Below are 18019 nucleotides of genomic sequence, written 5' to 3'. Positions count from 1 at the left end.
CGATCGGAAGCCGCGCATGCCCGAGATCATCGCCTGGGTCGTCTCCTTCGTCGTCGTCACCGTGGCGGTGTCCGGCATCGCCGGCCGCGCGGGCTGGTCGGCTCCCGTCGCGCTCGTGGCGGTGGGCGCGGTCGCGTCGTTCGTGCCCGGCGTGCCGCAGATCGAGATCGAGCCGGACGCCGTGCTCTACGGGCTGCTGCCGCCGCTGCTGTTCGCGGCCGCGATCCGCACGCCGCTGACCGACATCCGCGCCCGGCGCGACAGCATCGTGGTGCTCTCGGTGGGCGTGGTCGTGGTGACCCTGCTGGTCTTCGGGCTCGCGCTGTGGGCGCTCGTGCCCGCGGTGGGGCTCGCCGCGGCGCTCGCGCTCGGCGCGGTCGTGGCGCCCACCGACGCGGTCGCCGTCTCGGCGGTCGCCGGGCGGGTGCGGCTCCCCCGGCGCGTGATGTCGATCCTCGAGACGGAGAGCCTCCTCAACGACGCGACCGCGCTGGTCGCGCTGAACACGGCCATCGCGGCGATCGTGGGCGTCGTGCACCCGGTAGACGTGGCGGGCGGCTTCGCGGTCGCGGTGCTCCTCGGGGTCGCGATCGGGCTCGGCGTCGCGTTCCTCTTCTCCGCGGTGCGCCGCTTCCTGCGCTCCGCCGTGCTCGACACGAGCCTGTCGCTCGCGATCCCGTACGTCGCGTTCATCCCGGCGCAGGAGCTGGGTGGATCCGGCGTGCTCGCGGTCGTCGCCGCGGGCCTCGTGCTCGGCTACCGGGCGCCGCTCATCCAGTCGCCCGAGGCGCGCATCGCCGAGTCGGTGAACTGGCGGACGATCCAGTTCCTGCTGGAGAACGCCGTCTTCCTCCTCATCGGGCTGAGCCTCGCCGGCATCGTGCGGGGGCTGCCGGAGTCGAGCCTGGACGGCTGGCGGATCGCGGGGCTGTCGATCCTGCTGCTCGTGGTGCTCACGGCCGCGCGCTTCGCGTCGGTGGCGGCTTCCAAGGTGCTCTTCGACCACGGGCCGGCGAGGCTCCGCGCCCGCACCTGGAACTGGCGGACGGTGACGGCCGTGTCGTCGGCGGGCGTCCGCGGCGTGGTGACGCTGGCGGCCGCGTTCCTCCTCCCCGAGGAGACGCCGGAGCGGGAGCTGCTGCAGTTCCTCGCCTTCGTGATGGTGGCCGGGACGCTCGTGGGCGGGCTCGCATTGCCGACGATCATCCGCCGCCTGCGCCTCGGCCACTCCGCCGACGACCAGGAGCGCTCCGATCGCGACCGCCTGCTCGACGAGGCGCGCGCGGCCGGGCTCGCGGCGCGCGACCTCGCGCCGGAGGACGGCGACGACGGGCCGCTCGACGACGCGCTGCCCGAGACGACCGCCGAGCGGCTGACGCACGACCGCGTCCGGCGCCGCATGATCGACGCCGAGCGGACCGCCGTGCTCGCCGCCCGTCGCGAGGGCCGCTACCCGGAGCTCGCCGTGCGCGCCGTGCTCATGATGATCGACGCGGAGGACGTGGCGCTCGGCCGGCGCGAGGCGGGCGACGCGCGCTGAGCGGATCCCGCTCGCCTCTCGTGCGCGTCCGGCACGTGAGAGGTCGCGGCAACGGCGCGACGCGCTCGCGCAACGCGCCGGAAACGCCGGGGGGCTAGCGTCGGCGGGGACAGGCGATGAGGGCCCGGACACCGGGCGCGGCAGGCCGGAGGACCCGTGAGCCGAGGAGCGACCGACGTGCGCGCCGTGCCCGCGCGCCCTGCCCGCCCTCCTCGCCCCGCTCGCGGCGAGCCGGGCACGACGGGGGCCCTCCACGCCGCGGACACGGCCGCCGTCATCCTCGCGGGCGGCCGCGCGCGGCGGCTCGGCGGCATCGACAAGACCGCGCTCGTCCGCGCCGACGACGGCACGTCGCTCCTCGCGGACGCGGTGCGCGCCGCGTCCGGGTGCGCGCGCGTCGTCGTCGTCGGGGCGGGCAACCGGCCGGGCGGGGCGACGGACGCGCAGCGGCGGGCGGCCGGATCCGCGCGGCTGGTCGACGAGGACCCTGCGCACGGCGGCCCCGCCGCGGCCCTCGCCGCCGGGGTCCGCGACCTCGCGCGCGCGGCGCCGACCGCCTGGATCCTCGTGCTGGCTGCCGACCTCGCCCGCGCCCCCGAGGCGGTCGCGGCCCTCCTGCCGCTCCGGCACGACGCCGCCCACGCCGACGGCCGGGACGCGATCCTCGCCCGCGACCCCGCAGGCCGCGCCCAGCCGCTCCTCGCCCTCTACCGCGCGGCGCCGCTCCGGGCCGCGCTCGACGCGGTCGACGCGGCGACCGGGCTCGACGGCGCGTCGCTCCGCCGCGTCGTCGCCGCCCTCGACGCGGACCGCGTCGCCCACGCCGACCTCCCCGCCCGCCTCTGCGCCGACGTCGACACGCCCGCCGACGCGGACGCCCACGGGCTCCGCCTCCCCGACGACAGGATCACCGATGCCCGCTGACGCCTCCCCCGCCGCCCCGACGTCCGGCCCGGCCGCGCCCGCCGCGCCCGCCGTGCCCACGGATCCCGCGGTCCTCGAGCACTGGGTCGACCGCGTCGCCGCCCTCCTCGAGCTGCCCGCGCAGGAGGTGGACGTCTCCCTCGTGCTCGACCTCGCGCGCGACGCCGCGCACGGGATCGCCCGGCCGGCCGCGCCCCTCACGACGTTCCTGCTGGGGCTCGCCGTCGGCCGCGCGGGCGGCGGGGCGGCGGACGCCCGGCGGCTCGCGGCGGAGATCACGGCCGAGATCGACCACCTGCGGGATCCCGTCGGCCCGGTCGCCGCCGACGGCAGCGCGGTGGGCGGCGACGACCTGCTGCGCGCCGACGAGGTGCCGGCCGTCCCCGAATCCGACCTGGGCGGGCGCGCGTGACCCCCTCCGCCGCGGCGACCGGGACGGCCGCCCCGACGGACGCGCCGCCCGCCTCCCTCCGCGACGCGCCCTGGGACGACGCCCGCGCCGCGGCGCACCTGCTCGGCGCGCGGCTGCGCGACGGGCTCCCTTCGGCCGCGGAGCCCGTCGCCCTCGATGCCGCGGGCGGCCGGATCCTCGCCGACGACCTCCGCGCCCGCGCGGACCTCCCCGGCACCGCGGTCTCGGCGATGGACGGCTGGGCCGTCGGATCCGCCGGCCACGGACCCTGGCGCGTCGGCGCGCCCGTGCTCGCGGGCCACGCGCCCGCCGCGATCGCCCTCGGCCCGGGTGACGCCCGGCCCATCGCGACGGGCGCGCCCGTCCCGCCGGCGACCGCGGGCGTCCTCCGCAGCGAGCACGGCGACGTCGCGGGCGGGATCCTCCGGGTCAACGCGCTCGCGCCCGCGGGCGGCGCGCGTGCCGGCGCGGAGATCCGGCCCGCGGGCGAGGAGGCGCGGCGCGGCGACGTGCTGCTGCGCGCGGGCACCCGGCTCACCGCCGCCCGCCTCGGGCTGGCGGCCGCCGCAGGCCACGACCTGCTGCGGGTGGCCGCGCCCGCCGCGGCCGACGTGATCCACCTCGGCGACGAGGTCGTCGCGCGCGGCGTGCCCGCGCCCGGCCGTGTGCGCGACGCCATCGGCCCCGCGCTCCCCGCCCTGCTCGCGGCGTGCGGCCTCGCCGCCGGATCCGCGACCCGCGTCCCCGACGACCCCCGCGCCACGCGCGACGCGCTCGCCCGCGCCGTCGCCCCGCTCGTTGTGACCACCGGCGGCAGCTCCCGCGGCCCCGCCGACCACGTGCGCGCCGCCCTCGACGGGCTCGGCGCCCGCCTCCTGGTCGACGCCGTGCGCATGCGCCCCGGCCACCCGGTGATGCTCGCCGAGCTCCCCGACGGCCGCGCGGTCCTCTGCATGCCCGGCAACCCGCTCGCCGCCATCGCGTGCCTGCTGTCGTTCGCGCCGCCGCTCGCCGACGGCCTCGCCGGTCGCGCCGTGCCCGCGCTGCCGCGGTGGACCGCGGCGGCCGACCTGCCCGGCGGCGGATCCGCGACCCGGCTCGTCGCGTGCGCCCTCGACGAAGACGGCCGGCTCGTGCCGGTCGCGGCGCAGGGACCCGGCATGCTGCGCGGTCTCGCCGCGGCGGATGCGCTCGCCGTCGTGCCGTCGGCGGGCACGCCGGCCGGGGACGCCGTGCGCGCGATCCCGCTGCCCGGCTGAGCCGTCGCGCGGTCCGCGGCCCGGGTCGGCGTGCCCGCTCCCCTAGAGCAGCGCCGCCGCCCGGCCGCCCGCGGAGGCGAGCACCTCCTGGATCCGCCCCCGGCACGTGCCGCACCCCGTGCCCGCCCGCGTGCACGCGCCGATCTCCTCGACCGTGCCGGCGCCGTCCGCGGCGGCCTCGGCGATCGTGCCGGCGGTGACCCCGTTGCACCAGCAGACGGTCGCGTCGGGCGCGAGTGGATCCCCCGTGGGCAGGGACCCGGCGTCGGCCGCGTCGAGGCGGAGGAGCACCGAGCGGTCAGCCGGGAGCTCGCCGCGGCGCTCGAACAGGAGCGTGAGCTCGGCGCCCGCACGCGGCATGCCGACGCTGACGAAGCCCACGAGGATCCCGTCGCGCGTCACGGTCTTGACGTACGCGCCGCGCGCCGGGTCGGTCCACACGGCCACCTCGCGCGGGGCGGGCACGGCGCCCGGCGCGGGCTCGTCCGCGGCGCAGGACGCGGCGTGCGCACGACCGGGGCGGCGGCGCCGCGGGGGCGGGTCGTCCCACGGCTCGGCGGTCACGTCGCCGCCCGCGACCACGTCGACCCCCTCAGCCTTGAGCATCACGACGGGCGGACGCCCGGCGTCGCCGCCGGGGCCGGGGCCGGGGCCGGCCGGCGCGTCGGGCGTCGCCTGCGGGCGCCCGCCCGCGGATCCCGCCGCCCGCCCGTGCCGGGCCTCCGCCTCCGCCGCGAGCAGCCCCGCGAGCGCGTCGGCCTGCCGCCAGCCCGGTCCGATGAGGCCGGAGGGCCCGCCCGGCACCTGGCCGTCGGCCCGCGTGGATCCCGGCGCCGCGACGTGCGCGCAGTCCCCGATCGCGAAGACGGCCGGGTCGGTCCAGCTGCGGAGCCCGGCGTCCACGAGCACGCCGCGCCCGACCGCGAGGCCCGCGGCGGATGCCAGCTCGTCGCGCGCCGTGACGCCGCAGGACAGCACGAGGAGGTCGCCGTCGATCCGCCCGCCGTCCGCGAGCAGCAGCGCCTGGAAGCGCTCGTCATCCGTCCCGCGGTCGTGCAGCAGCACGCCCTCGGCCCGGGCGTGGGCGGCCATCGCGACGCCCGCCGCATCGGCCGCGTGGCTGAGGGTGCGGCCTCCGCCGCGGTCGAGGTTGCGCGCCATGGGGACGTCGCCGTGGTGCACGGCGACGACGTCCGCCCCCTGCTCCGCCGCGGCGAGCGCCAGCTCCATGCCGAGCACGCCCGCGCCGAGCACGACGATGCGCCGTCCGGCCCGGACGGCCGCGAGCACCGTGCGCGCGTCCCGCAGGTCGCGGAGCGCGACGACGCCCGCGGGGAGGGGACGCCGCCCGTGGTCGAGCGCGTCGGGATCCCGCGGGGCGTCGCCGCGCGCGTGCCGGGACGCCTCGAGCCCGTCCATGGGCGGCACGTGCGCGCGGGCGCCGGTGGCCAGCACGAGCCGGTCGTACGCGAGCGCCTCGCCGGAGTGCAGGGTCGCGACCCGGCGCCCGCGGTCGATCGTGACCACCGCGTCGTGCCGCAGCACCCGCACGCCGGCCGCCTCCGCCGCGGCCGTGTCGGCCACCTCGAGGCGCTCTCGGTCGGCGCGGCCCACCGCGTGCTCGGCGACGAGCACGCGGTTGTACGGGTCGCCGTCCTCCGCGCCCACGACGACGACCGCGAGGATCCCCGCCCGCACCGCCGGCAGGAGGCCCTCGACGAGGCGCGCGGCGACGGGTCCGTGGCCGACGACCAGCACGCGGATCACGCCGTCCCCCGCCTCAGCCACGCTCCGCCTCCGCGTCCGTCCGCGTCGCGAGCGCACGCACCGTCACGGCCGTGCGCTTGAACTCGGGCATGGCCGAGACGGGATCCACCGAGGAGGCCGTCAGCAGGTTCGCGCACTCGGATCCCGCGTAGTGGAAGGGCAGGAATACCGTGTCGTGCCGGATCCCCGCGGTCACCTCCGCGACCGCCCGCACCTCGCCGCGCGCGTTCCGGACCGCGACGGGCGCGCCGTGCACGATGCCGAGCCGGACGGCCGCGGCCGGGTGGATCTGCAGCCGGGCCACGGGCTGCGCGCCCTGCAGCTCGGGCACCCGCCGCGTCTGCGCGCCCGACTGGTAGTGCTCGAGCAGCCGCCCGGTGACGAGGGTGAGCGCGCCGCCGACGGGCGCCGGATCGGCCGCGGTCACGTCCCGCGGCGTCACGGCCACGAGCCGCGCGCGTCCGTCGGGGTGCGCGAAGCGGTCGGCGAAGAGGCGCGGCGTGCCCGTGGATCCGGCCGGGTACGGCCAGAAGCCCGCGACCTGGTCGTCGTCGAGCAGCGCGTGGCTGAGCCCCGAGTAGTCGGCGATCCCGCCCGCGGACGCCCGCCCGAGCTCGTCGAACACGACGGCGGGGTCGGTCGGCCAGGTGGAGGGCGCGCCGAGCCGCCGGGCGAGCTCCGCCAGCACCTCGAGCTCGCTCCGCACCTCCGGCGGCGGGTCGATCGCGCGGCGGCGGCGGATCACGCGGCCCTCGAGCGAGGTCGTGGTGCCCTCCTCCTCGGCCCACTGCGTGACGGGCAGGACCACGTCGGCGAGCGCGGCGGTCTCGGAGAGCACGAGGTCGCACACCACGAGCAGGTCGAGGCGCGCGAGGCCGCGGCGGACGGCGGTGACGTCGGGCGCGGAGACGACGACGTTGGATCCGTGCACGAGGAGGCAGCGGATCCCGCCGGGCTCCCCCAGCTCGCCGAGCAGCTCGACCGCGGGCACGCCGGGCCCGGGGATGGTGTCCGGGTCGACGCCCCACACCGCGGCGACGTGCGCGCGGGCGGCCGGGTCGGTGATCCGACGGTAGCCGGGCAGCTGGTCGCACTTCTGCCCGTGCTCGCGCCCGCCCTGCCCGTTGCCCTGGCCGGTGAGGGTGCCGTAGCCGGATCCGGGCCGGCCCGGGAGCCCCAGCAGGAGCGCGAGGTCGATGGCGGCCGTCGCGGTGTCCGTGCCGTCGACGTGCTGCTCGACGCCGCGGCCGGTGAGGATGAAGGTCCCGCGTCCGTCCGCGAGCCGCCGCGCCACCCGGCGCAGCTCCGCGACCGGGACGCCCGTCACCTGCTGCACGCGCTCCGGCCACCACGCGTTGGCGCTCCGGCGCACGGCGTCGAGGCCCGTGGTGCGCGCGGCCACGTACGCGTCGTCGGCGAGCCCCTCCGCGAGCACGACGTGGATGAGGCCGAGCAGCAGCACGAGGTCGGTCCCGGGCGCGGGCTGCAGGTGGATCCCCTGCCCGTCGTCCGCGAGGTGCGCCGTGGCCGAGCGGCGCGGATCCACCACCACGAGCCCGCCCGCGGCCCGCGCCCCGCCGAGGTGGCCGATGAACGGCGGCATGGTCGCGGCGACGTTGGAGCCGAGCAGCAGGATCGTCGACGCGCCGTCGAGGTCGGCGACGGGGAACGGCAGGCCGCGGTCGACGCCGAACGCGCGGTTGCCGGCCGCGGCGGCCGACGACATGCAGAACCGGCCGTTGTAGTCGATCCTGGAGGTGCCGAGCGCGATCCGCGCGAACTTCCCGAGCTGGTACGCCTTCTCGTTGGTGAGCCCGCCGCCGCCGAACACGCCCACGGAGTCCACGCCGAACCGCGCGCGACTGTCGCGGAGGCTGTCGGCGACCAGGTCGAGCGCCGCGTCCCACGTGGCGCGGACGAGCTCGCCGGACGCGTCCCGCACGAGCGGGTGCGTGAGCCGGCCCGCCGCCGTGAGCACCTCCGCGCTCGTCCAGCCCTTGCGGCAGAGCCCGCCGCGGTTCGTGGGGAAGTCCCGGCCGGCCACCTCCAGCACGGGCCCGGCGGGCGACGCGGCCCCGGCGGCGGCGCCCGCCCCCGTCGGCGTCAGCGTCATCGCGCACTGCAGCGCGCAGTACGGGCAGTGCCCGCGCGTGCCCGCGGCCGTGCCGCCGTCCGCGCCGGGTCCCGCCTCGGCGACCGCCGGCATCAGACGCGCGCGCCGGCGGCGGTCCCGCGGCGGATCCCGCCCGCCCGCAGGTAGACGAGCCCGGTCACCGCGAGCATCAGCGCGTAGGCGACGACGAACCCGCCGAGGCCGGTCGTGTAGCCGCCCGTCTCCGTCTTCGAGAGGCTGAGCGCCTGCGGGATGATGAAGCCGCCGTACGCGCCGAGACCGGAGATCAGGCCGAGCGCCGCCGCCGTCTTCCGCTGCGTGCCCACGTCGCCCGACGAGCGGCCCGCGCGCGCGGTGCCCGAGCGGAGCGCGAACACCGCGGGGATCATGCGGTACGTCGCGCCGTTGCCCATGCCGCTCGCCGTGAAGAGCACGAGGAGGAGCGCGAGGAAGAGCGGGAAGCTGCCGAGCGGGAGGGTGATGATCACCGCGACCACCGCGAGGCCCATCACCACGAACGCGCCCATGGTGACCGCGGCGCCGCCGTGCCGGTCGGCGAGGCGGCCGCCGATCGGCCGGGCGACGGATCCCATGAGCGACCCGAGGAACGCGAGCGACAGCGTCGCCGAGCCGACCGCGAAGGTCGACAGCTCGGGGAACTCGTCGGAGATGAGCTTCGGGAAGACGCCGGCGAACCCGATGAACGAGCCGAAGGTGCCCACGTAGAGGAACGCGAGGATCCACAGGTGCGGCTCCTTCAGCGCCGCGAGCGACGCCGTGAGGTCGGCCTTCGCGTGCGACAGGTTGTCCATGCGCCGCCACGCGCCGAACGCGGCGACGAGGATGAGCGGCACCCAGATCCAGCCGGCGAGCGGCAGGTCGAGCGTGGCCGCCGCGCCCACCGTGATCACGAGCGGCACGACGAGCTGCGCCACCGACGCGCCGAGGTTGCCGCCCGCGGCGTTGAGGCCGAGCGCCCAGCCCTTCCGGCTCTGCGGGTAGAAGTAGGTGATGTTCGACATGGAGCTCGCGAAGTTCCCGCCGCCGAACCCCGCGAGCGCCGCCACGAGGAGCAGCACGCCGAACGGGGTGTCCGGGTTCCCGACGCACACCGCGAGCGCGATCGTGGGGATGAGCAGCAGGAGCGCCGAGATCACCGTCCAGTTGCGGCCGCCGAAGCGCGGCACCATGAACGTGTAGGGGAAGCGGAGGGTCGCGCCGACGAGGCTCGGGATCGAGATGAGCCAGAACACCTGGCCCGTGGAGAGGTCGAAGCCCGCGGCCGGCAGCTGGACCACGACGATCGACCACAGCTGCCAGACGACGAACCCGAGGAACTCGGCGAGGATCGACCAGCGCAGGTTGCGGGCGGCGATGCGGGAGCCGCCGCCCTCCCACTGCGTCGCGTCCTCGGGGTCCCAGCCGTCGATGACGGCGCCATCGCGGAAGGTGAGCCCGGGGGCGGAGGCGCCGTGCGCGTCGACGGTGCGGGCGGCGGGCGCGGCGGCAGGCGGCGCGACGGGCTGCGCGGGAGCGGGCGCGGTGCGCTCGGTCGCGGGCGGGAGGAGTTCGGTCATGTCGGGTCTCCTGGTCGTGGTCGAGCGGGACGTGCAGGACGGATGCGGGAAGGCGGGGCCGCGGGCGCAGCGGGATGGCCGGCGCCCGGGGTGCGGGCGGTGGCGGCGTCGGCCGGGCGCGGTCAGCGCACGGGCACGGCCGCCGACTCGTGCAGCTCGACGACGATGTCGACGAGCTCCGCGGGCGGCGCCTCGCCGTCGACGAGGAGCGGGGCGCTCGTGGCATCCCCTCCCGCGCGCTCGGCGAGGGTGGCGAAGTACCCGGGGGCGAGGAGGTAGGTGGCCACGACGACGCGGGATCCCGGGTGGGCCTCCCGCTCGGCGCGGACGGCCGCGGGCACGCGCGGTCGCGCGGCCGAGATGAACGACGTGACGACCTCGCGCCCGAGCTCCGCCGCGAGCATCCCGCCCACGGCGTGGCAGTCGGCGACGGCGCCCGCGTCGCTGGATCCGGCGGCCGCCAGCACGACGCGGTCGCCGTCCCGGAGGCCGGCCTCGCGGAGGCGGCGGGCGAGCACGGTCGCGAGGCGCGGATCCGGCCCGAGCGCGCCCGTCACGCGCACCTCGCGCGGCGCGGCGTCGGCGGCGGCCTCGGCGAGGTCGACGTGCACGTGGTAGCCCGCGCTGAGGAGCAGCGGCACCACGACGACCGCGCGTGACGGGTCGTCGAGCGCGTCCATGGCGGCGGGCACGTCGGGCTGCTGCACGTCGACGTGCGCGTCCACGACGCGGAGGTCGGGCCGGGCCTCCCGCACGGCCTGCACGAGCGCGGTCACCGCGCGGCGGCCGGCCGGATCCGAGGTGCCGTGCGACGCCGCGACGAGCGCCGCCGAGCGGGCCACCTCCACGACGCCGTCGCGCACGCGGCTCCGCCACACGGGCAGCCGCAGGGCGGGCGTCGTCAGGCACTCCCCCGAGTCGAGGTCGAAGACGTCCTTGTGCAGCGGCGAGGCGATCGTGGTGCGGCCGCCGCGGGATCCGACGATGCCGCGGGCCATCACGAAGGCGCCGGTCGCGGGATCCGCGTGGTCGACGGCCCGCACGCTCCCGTCCGGCAGGCGGAGGAGCGCGACCTGCTCGCCGCCGACGAGCGCGGCCTCGCCCCAGAGCGGCTCCAGCTGGTCGAGCCGGCAGACGGCGAGCCAGGGGCCCGTCGACGTCGTGCCGGCCTCGGACGCGGCGACCTCCGTCATGGTCATGCGGTCTCCTCGCGGTGGGTGCTCGGTGGTGCGGTGGATGCGGCCCGTCGCGGATCCGGGCGGCTCGTGTCGGCCACGCTAGGGACGCGGTGTTTCGGTCTCCGACCGTCGCCGTGACGGCGGCGTAACGAAGACCTCTCGGCCGTCCGGGATCGGCGTGAGGCGCGCGTCACACGGCGTGACACGGGGGCAACGGCCCCGAAACGGGCCCTCCCTAGCGTGAGAGGACACCCGAGGAGGAGGTCCGTCATGAGCGCACCAGCTGCCACGCCGCCCGACCCGCACGCCGTCCCGACGGGCGCGTCCGCGTCCCCGACCACGGGCGCCGACGGGGTCCGCCGCGTCGTCGTCGTGGGCGGCGGCCCCGCGGCCCACCGGCTCGCCGAGTCGCTCGCGGCCCGCGCGGACGCGTCGTCGCCCAACCTCCGGATCACCGTGGTCGGCGACGAGCCGCACCTCCCGTACGACCGCGTGCAGCTCTCGAAGCGCCTCGCCGGCGAGGTCGACCTGACGCTCGGCGAGGCCGCGTTCTGGGACCACGTCGCGCTCGACTGCCGGCCCGGCCGTCTCGCGACCCGCATCGACCCGGCGGCGCGCACGGTGGCGCTCGACGACGGTTCGGTTCTCCCCTACGACGAGCTCGTGCTCGCGACGGGGTCCTCCGCGACCGTGCCGCCCATCGAGGGCGCCGCGGCGGGGTGCGTGTACCGGACGCTCGCCGACGTCGCCGACCTCGTGGCCGAGATCGAGCGCCTCCGCGAGCGGAACGGGCGGCCCGCGAACGTGGTCACGGTCGGCGGCGGGCTCCTCGGGCTCGAGGCCGCGGGCGGCGTGCACGCGCTGGGCTCGCGCTCGGCGGTCGTGCACTCGGGGCGCTGGCTCATGTCGTCCCAGCTCGACGAGGGCGCCGGGCAGGCGCTCGGCCGGATCATCCGCGGGCACGGCATCGAGCTGCACCTGGGGGTCCGGCCCACCCGGATCCTCACGACGCCGACCGGCCGCGTCACCGGCGTGGAGCTCACCGACGGCCGCACGATCTCCGCCGACGTCGTCGTGTTCTCCATCGGGATCACGCCGCGCGACGAGCTGGCGCGCGACGCCGGGCTCGAGCTCGGCCCGCGCGGCGGCGTCGCGATCGACGAGGCGTGCCGCACCTCGGCCCCGCACGTCTGGGCGATCGGCGAGGTCGCGGCGGTCGACGGCGTGTGCGTGGGCCTCGTCGCTCCCGCGAACGCCATGGCGGAGACCGTGGCCGACCGGATCACGGGCGGCGAGGCCGTCTTCCCCGGGATCGACGACGCCACGAAGCTCAAGCTCGCGGGCGTCGAGGTGGCGTCCTTCGGCGACGCGATGGGCCGCGCGGAGGGCGCGCTCGAGGTCGTCTACGCGGATCCGGCCCGCGGGCTGTACCAGAAGATCGTGATGAGCGACGACGCCAGGACCCTCCTCGGCGGCGTCTTCGTCGGCGACGCGGCCCCGTACAGCGCGCTCCGTCCGATGCTCGGCCGCGAGCTGGGATCCGAGCCCGGCGCCTACCTCTCGGCCGCCGGCGCCGAGCCGCCCGCCGCGACCGACCTCCCCGACGACGTGCAGGTCTGCTCCTGCAACGACGTGAGCGCGGGCGACGTCCGCCACGCGATCCGCGGATCCGACGGCGCCCCCGGCTGCACCGACCTCGGCGAGCTCAAGGCGTGCAGCCGCGCCGGTACCCAGTGCGGGTCGTGCGTGCCGCTCGTGAAGAAGATCCTCGACACCGAGCTCGAGGCCGCCGGCGTCGAGGTGTCGCGCGCCCTCTGCGAGCACTTCGGCATGAGCCGCAGCGAGCTGTTCGAGACCGTGCGTATCCTCGGGCTCACCTCCGCCGCGCAGGTCCTCGAGCGCCTGGGCTCCGGCCTCGGCTGCGACGTCTGCAAGCCCGTGGTGGCGTCCGTGCTCGCCACCCAGACGAAGGGCTACATCCTCGACGCCGGCCAGGGACCGCTGCAGGACACCAACGACCGCGCGCTCGCCAACATGCAGAAGGACGGCACCTACTCGGTCGTCCCGCGCATCCCCGGCGGCGAGATCACGCCCGCGAAGCTCAAGGTCATCGCGGAGGTGGCGGAGCGGTACGACCTCTACACGAAGATCACCGGCGGGCAGCGCATCGACATGTTCGGCGCCCGGCTGGAGCAGCTGCCCGAGATCTGGCGGATCCTCGTCGACGCCGGCTTCGAGTCCGGCCAGGCGTACGGCAAGGCGCTCCGCAACGTGAAGTCGTGCGTCGGATCCACGTGGTGCCGCTACGGCGTGCAGGACGCCGTCGCCATGGCCGTCCACCTGGAGCTGCGCTACCGCGGGGTGCGATCGCCGCACAAGTTCAAGATGGGCGTCTCCGGCTGCGCGCGCGAGTGCGCGGAGGCGCGCGCCAAGGACATCGGCGTGATAGCGACCGAGACCGGCTGGAACCTCTACGTCGGCGGCAACGGCGGCTTCACGCCCGCCCACGGGCAGCTGCTCGCCAAGGACCTCGACGACGAGACCCTCATCCGCTACATCGACCGGTACCTCATGTACTACGTGCGCACGGCCGAGCGGCTGCAGCGCACGGCCCGCTGGCAGGAGGAGCTCGAGGGCGGCCTGGAGCACGTGCACCGGGTGGTCGTGGAGGACGCGCTCGGCATCGCCGCGGAGCTCGAGCAGGCGATGGCGCTGCAGGTCGACGGCTACGAGGACGAGTGGGCGGCGACGCTCGCGGACCCCGACCGGCTGCGCCGCTTCCGCTCGTTCGTCAACGCGCCGACCACCCCCGACCCGTCGCTCGCCCGCGTCGAGGAGCGCGGCCAGCGGCGGCCCGCCTTCCCGGAGGAGCGCGACGGATCCGTCATGCTGTCGGGACCGTCCATCCCCGTCCGGAAGGTGTGAGCCGTGTCGATCCCCCTCGATGTCCAGGGCCGCCGCGTCGTCGTGGTGGGTGGTCCGGCCGCCACCCGCCGGATCACCGCGGCCCTCGCCGCGGACGGCGCCGACGTGGAGCTCGTGCCCGACCACGCCGCGGGCGCCGCGCTCGACGCCGCGGCCCTCGACGGCCGGCCGCTGCCCGACCTCGTGCTCTGGGTGGAGGGCGATCCGGTCCGCCGCGCCGCCGTCGCCGAGGCCTGCCGGGCCGAGCGCGTCTGGTTCCAGGTGCGGGAGGGCACCGCGCCGACGCCGCTCGGGCACGTGACCCTCGTGGGCGGCGGCCCGGGGGATCCGGGCCTCATGACCGTCGCCGCGCGCGCCGCCCTCGCCGAGGCCGACGTCGTGCTGCACGACCGCCTCGGCCCCACCGACGACGTGGCCGCCTTCGCCCCCGGCGCGGAGCTCGTCGACGTCGGCAAGACCCCCGGCCACCACGCGGTGCCGCAGCGCCGGATCGAGGAGCTGCTCGTGGAGCACGCGTCCCGCGGCCTCCGGGTCGTCCGCCTCAAGGGCGGCGACCCGTTCGTCTTCGGGCGCGGCGGCGAGGAGGTCATCGCGTGCCGCGCCGCGGGCGTGCCCGTGACCGTCGTGCCGGGCGTCACGAGCGCGGTCGCGGTGCCCGCCGCCGCCGGGATCCCCGTCACCCACCGGGAGGTGAGCCGCGCGTTCACGGTCGTCTCCGGCCACGTGCCCTTCTCCGAGGAGGAGCTCGGGCACCTCGTGGGGCTCGGCGGCACGCTCGTCGTGCTCATGGGCGTCAACACGCTCCCCCACCTCGCGGCGGGCCTCCAGCGCCACGGCATGCGCGTCGACATGCCGCTCGCGATCGTCGAGCGCGGCTACGCCATCGACCAGCGCACCACGATCACCACCGTCGGGGGCGTCGCCGGGATCCTCGGCACGGTCGCCCCGCGCTCGCCCGCGGTGATCGTCGTGGGCGAGGTGGTGCGGGTCCCCGGCTGGGCCGAGGAGGCCGCGGCCGCGGGACACGCGCCATGGGAGGATGAGCGCCGGGCACGGGCGACGCCGTGACCGCCGAGGGAGTGGCCGCCATGACCGGATCCGACGCCCTGCCCGCTCCTGCCGCCGGATCCGCCGCGGCTGCGGCCGCCGCGGCCGACCCGGGCGCCGAACCGGGCTTCCGCCCCGACCAGCTCGAGGGCTTCCGCATCGCCGTCACCTCCGACCGGCGCTCCGAGGACCTCATCGCCGCGTTCGAGCGCCGCGGCGCCGACGTGATGCACGCCCCCACGATCCGCATGACCGGCGTGAGCGACGACTCCGCGCTCGAGGCCGAGACCCGGGCGATCATCCGGGCCCGTCCCGGGATCCTGCTCGCGACCACCTCCTACGGCATCCGCCGCTGGTTCGAGGCGGCCGATGCCGCCGGCATCGGCGACGAGCTGACCGAGGTCCTCGCCGAGGCGCGGATCCTGGTCCGCGGCCCCAAGGCGCGCGGCGCCATCCGCGCCGCCTCCCTCGACGACCACGGCATGAGCGAGCGCGAGACCACCACGTCGCTCGTCGACCTGGTGCTCCGGGGCGACGTCGACGGGGCGACGGTGGCGGTGCAGCTGCACGGCTTCACGGATCCGGTGCAGCTCGCCCGCCTGGAGGCCGCCGGCGCCCGCGTGCTCACGGTCGCGCCGTACCGCTGGACGGTGCACGAGGACTCGGCGCGGGTGCTGCGACTCGTCGAGGCGGTGTGCACCGGCGGGATCGACGCGGTCACCTTCACGAGCGCGCCCGCCGTCGAGGCCCTGTTCACCACGGCGGACGCGGCCGGCCGGCTCGAGGACCTGCAGGAGGCGCTGCGCACGATGGTGGTCGCGGCGGCCGTCGGCCCGGTGACCGCGGCGCCGCTCGTGGAGGCGGGGATCCTCCCGATCACGCCCGACCGCTTCCGCATGGGCGCTCTGATCCGGCTCGTGTGCGCGCACCTGGAGGAGTCCGGGGTCGCGCGCGTCGCCACGCAGCACGGCACCGTCGAGCTCCGCGGCCGCCTCGTGGTTATCGACGGCGAGCGCCTCACCCTCAGCCCCGTCCCGCTCGCGCTGTTCCGGGCGCTCGTGTCGGCCGAGGGCGCGACCGTGCCCCGCCGGGTCCTCGCCCGCGCCACGCCGGAGGTGCTCGACGACCACGCGGTCGACGTCGCCATCTCGCGGCTGCGGCGGTCGCTGCCCGACGGCGGCATCATCCAGACCGTCATCAAGCGCGGGTACCGGCTCACCGTCGCCTGAGCCGCGGCCTGTCCTCTCGGCCCTCCGCATCTCGTGCCGCGGGAGGAGGGCCGGGGGCCGCGAGGAGGACGCGCGCCGGATCCCCGTCCGCGAGCCTGGGTGCACCGCCCGCCCGGGCGGGGAGATCAGGAGGATCCCGTGCCCGTGTCCGTCGCCCCCACCGCCCTCGTCGCTCCCCGCGCGGCCGTCCCCGTCGTCGTCGCCCCGCTCCCGGGGGATCCGACCTGCGTCGCCTTCGCCGGCAGCGCCGACGGCTTCCGCCACGCCGGCACGCGGAGCGTCGCGGTGGACCTCGCGCCGCGCCCCTGACTGGGGGTGGCGCGGGCCGCCCCGGCGACGCGTGCGGGCTTCCCGGCCGCGGGACCGCCGCCTACTGTGAGCGGAGGAGACTTTTCTCCACCTGAGGAGCACCATGTCGTCGACCCCGCCGCCCGCGTCCCCGACGTCGATCACGCCGTCGTCCGACGAGCCCGGCTGGTACGGCGACGGCGCGGGCGACCAGCGCTTCTGGGACGGGTCGCGCTGGACGGCGCTCGTGTCCGGCCGTCGCGTGTTCCCGGGCCGCGCGTCGTCGACGCCCGAGCCGAGCCTCATCACGGAGTCCCCGCTCCCCGCGGGCTACGCGCCCGCCGCCGCGGACGCCGCCGCGGACGCCGCTCCGGCGACGCCCGCGGGATCCGCCGCCGAGACCCCCGCCGACGCACCGCCCGCGGACGCGCCGCCCGTCGGTCCGCCGCTCGCGCCGCCCACGGGATCGCCCGTGGTCCCGCCCGCCGGCTACCCGCTCGCGCCGCCCACCGGCACGCCCGTGCCGCCGCCGGGATCCCCCGCCGCCCCGCCCGCGGGCGCCCCGACGACGCCCCGCGTCCGCGCCGGCCTCGGTGGCCGGCGCCCTCGCGCCCCGCGACGCCGTCCCCGCGCCGCCCCGCGCCGCGTCCACCGCGGCGTCCGCCCCGACCCCGCGCACCACGACCACCGCGCCCGCCCTCCGCGGTCGCAGCACGTGGCCGTGGGCGGCCCTCGCGGTCGCCGCGGTGCTCGTCGTCGCCGCCGCCGTCATCGCCGGGATCCCCGGCCTCCTCATCGCGCTCGGCGCGGTCGCGCTCATCGCCGGCCTCGTCCCGCTGGTCCGCAACGGCGCCGCGTGGATCCCCGGCATCCGCACGCGCGCGACCGGCGGCGTCGCGGCCGGCCTCGCGCTCGCGCTCATCGCGACCGGCGCCGTGGCCGCGGCCCTCCCCGACACCGCACGCGACACGGTCGCCGACCCCGACGCCATCGAGATCTCCGACGCCCGGCCCGTGCCCGTCTCCACCGATCCCGCGAACCCGCTCCCCGTCTCCGCCGACGGCCTGGTGGAGATGGTCGACGTCGTCCGCATGCGTGCCGTCGACGCGGGCGACACGCTCGCGGCCGCCGGCTTCGGCATCGCGTTCGCCGGCACCGGGGGCGGCGCGCTCGTGCGCCAGGACGTCGGCATCGTCGCGAGCCAGGATCCGGCCGCCGGCACGCGCGTCGCCCCCGGCACGACGGTGACCCTCACGCTCGCCACCCCCGCTCCCGACCGCATCGCCCTGCCGGTCGTCCCGAAGGCCCCCGGCGTCCCGGCACGGCCCGGCACGCGGCCGGGCACCGGGCCGTACACCCCGGGCCCCGGCACGGGCGGCGGCAGCGGCAGCAGCGGCGGCGGATCCACGGACCCGGGCACGCCGCCGGGAACCGGGAACGGCGGATCCGGCGACGACGGCGGCGACGACGGCTCCCCCAGCTCGCCCGCTCCCACGACGCCGACCGACCCCACCACCCCGCCGACGGTCCCCGCGCCCGACCCGACGACGCCCACCCCGGTGGATCCGCCCGTCGACCCGCCCGTGGACCCGCCGGTCGAGCCCACGACGCCCCCGGTCGAGCCGCCCCAGCCCACGGTCCCGCCCGAGGTCCCCCCGACGGTCGACCCGGGCGCGGAGCCCGCCCCCGAGACGCCTCCCGCAGCGGGCTAGCCCTCCCCGGACCCGCCGTCCGCCCCGCCGCCCTCGGCCGCACGGGCG

At 77.8% G+C, this 18019-nt stretch carries 13 protein-coding genes; 9 read left to right on the top strand and 4 right to left on the bottom strand.

Features of this window, described 5'->3' with window-relative positions:
• The first annotated feature begins 16 nt into the window (after positions 1-16).
• The 4 genes from AES38_RS05745 (at position 17) to AES38_RS05730 (ending at position 4135) form a co-directional block, all read left to right on the top strand.
• A complete protein-coding gene (locus tag AES38_RS05745; RefSeq protein WP_053774161.1) occupies positions 17-1540 on the top strand; it encodes a cation:proton antiporter in 1524 nt (507 codons plus the stop codon).
• Positions 1541-1696: 156 nt separating this feature from the next.
• On the top strand, positions 1697-2464 hold the full coding sequence (mobA, locus tag AES38_RS05740; RefSeq protein ID WP_081001851.1) for a molybdenum cofactor guanylyltransferase: 768 nt from the start codon (positions 1697-1699) through the stop codon (positions 2462-2464).
• The gene (locus tag AES38_RS16105) at positions 2454-2876 is read left to right on the top strand and encodes a DUF6457 domain-containing protein (RefSeq protein WP_072174620.1); all 423 of its coding nucleotides are present in this window, start codon (positions 2454-2456) and stop codon (positions 2874-2876) included. Before mobA ends, AES38_RS16105 begins: the two co-directional genes overlap by 11 nt.
• The gene (locus tag AES38_RS05730) at positions 2873-4135 is read left to right on the top strand and encodes a molybdopterin-binding protein (protein WP_053774159.1); all 1263 of its coding nucleotides are present in this window, start codon (positions 2873-2875) and stop codon (positions 4133-4135) included. The genes AES38_RS16105 and AES38_RS05730 overlap by 4 nt, the downstream gene beginning before the upstream one ends.
• Before the next feature lie 42 nt (positions 4136-4177).
• On the opposite strand, the gene AES38_RS05725 is transcribed toward AES38_RS05730, so the two are convergent.
• The 4 genes from AES38_RS05725 to nirD form a co-directional block, all read right to left on the bottom strand.
• Positions 4178-5923 carry an FAD-dependent oxidoreductase gene (locus AES38_RS05725; RefSeq protein WP_053774158.1) on the bottom strand — a complete coding sequence of 582 codons (1746 nt, stop codon included), beginning with the start codon at positions 5921-5923 and terminating at the stop codon, positions 4178-4180.
• Positions 5916-8108 (bottom strand): molybdopterin oxidoreductase family protein, encoded by a 2193-nt coding sequence (locus AES38_RS05720; protein ID WP_072174619.1) that lies wholly within the window; start codon positions 8106-8108, stop codon positions 5916-5918. Before AES38_RS05720 ends, AES38_RS05725 begins: the two co-directional genes overlap by 8 nt.
• A complete protein-coding gene (locus AES38_RS05715) occupies positions 8108-9592 on the bottom strand; it encodes an MFS transporter (protein ID WP_072174618.1) in 1485 nt (494 codons plus the stop codon). Before AES38_RS05715 ends, AES38_RS05720 begins: the two co-directional genes overlap by 1 nt.
• Positions 9593-9714: 122 nt before the next feature.
• The gene (gene nirD, locus AES38_RS05710) at positions 9715-10791 is read right to left on the bottom strand and encodes a nitrite reductase small subunit NirD (protein WP_081001850.1); all 1077 of its coding nucleotides are present in this window, start codon (positions 10789-10791) and stop codon (positions 9715-9717) included.
• Positions 10792-11040: 249 nt separating this feature from the next.
• Between nirD and nirB the strand changes: the two genes are divergently transcribed.
• The 5 genes from nirB to AES38_RS16485 all read left to right on the top strand — a co-directional run bounded on the left by nirB (position 11041) and on the right by AES38_RS16485 (position 17971).
• Positions 11041-13695, top strand: a complete 2655-nt coding sequence (gene nirB, locus AES38_RS05705) for a nitrite reductase large subunit NirB (protein ID WP_081001849.1) — start codon at positions 11041-11043, stop codon at positions 13693-13695.
• 3 nt (positions 13696-13698) lie between these two features.
• Entirely contained in the window at positions 13699-14763 is a 1065-nt protein-coding gene (cobA, locus tag AES38_RS05700) for a uroporphyrinogen-III C-methyltransferase (RefSeq protein WP_053774157.1), read from the top strand.
• Positions 14764-14783: 20 nt separating this feature from the next.
• Positions 14784-15971 carry a uroporphyrinogen-III synthase gene (locus tag AES38_RS05695; protein WP_053775688.1) on the top strand — a complete coding sequence of 396 codons (1188 nt, stop codon included), beginning with the start codon at positions 14784-14786 and terminating at the stop codon, positions 15969-15971.
• 144 nt (positions 15972-16115) lie between these two features.
• Positions 16116-16280 (top strand): hypothetical protein, encoded by a 165-nt coding sequence (locus AES38_RS15815; RefSeq protein ID WP_157883512.1) that lies wholly within the window; start codon positions 16116-16118, stop codon positions 16278-16280.
• Positions 16281-16852: 572 nt separating this feature from the next.
• Positions 16853-17971: a PASTA domain-containing protein gene (locus AES38_RS16485; RefSeq protein ID WP_306453491.1), complete on the top strand. Its 1119-nt coding sequence runs from the start codon at positions 16853-16855 to the stop codon at positions 17969-17971.
• Positions 17972-18019 lie beyond the last annotated feature (48 nt).

Origin of the sequence: Clavibacter capsici (assembly GCF_001280205.1) — a bacterium.
In the GTDB taxonomy this organism is placed as follows: domain Bacteria; phylum Actinomycetota; class Actinomycetes; order Actinomycetales; family Microbacteriaceae; genus Clavibacter; species Clavibacter capsici.
The sequence above is the reverse complement of the archived record's forward strand: the minus strand, read 5'-3'. Positions and strand labels throughout refer to the sequence as shown.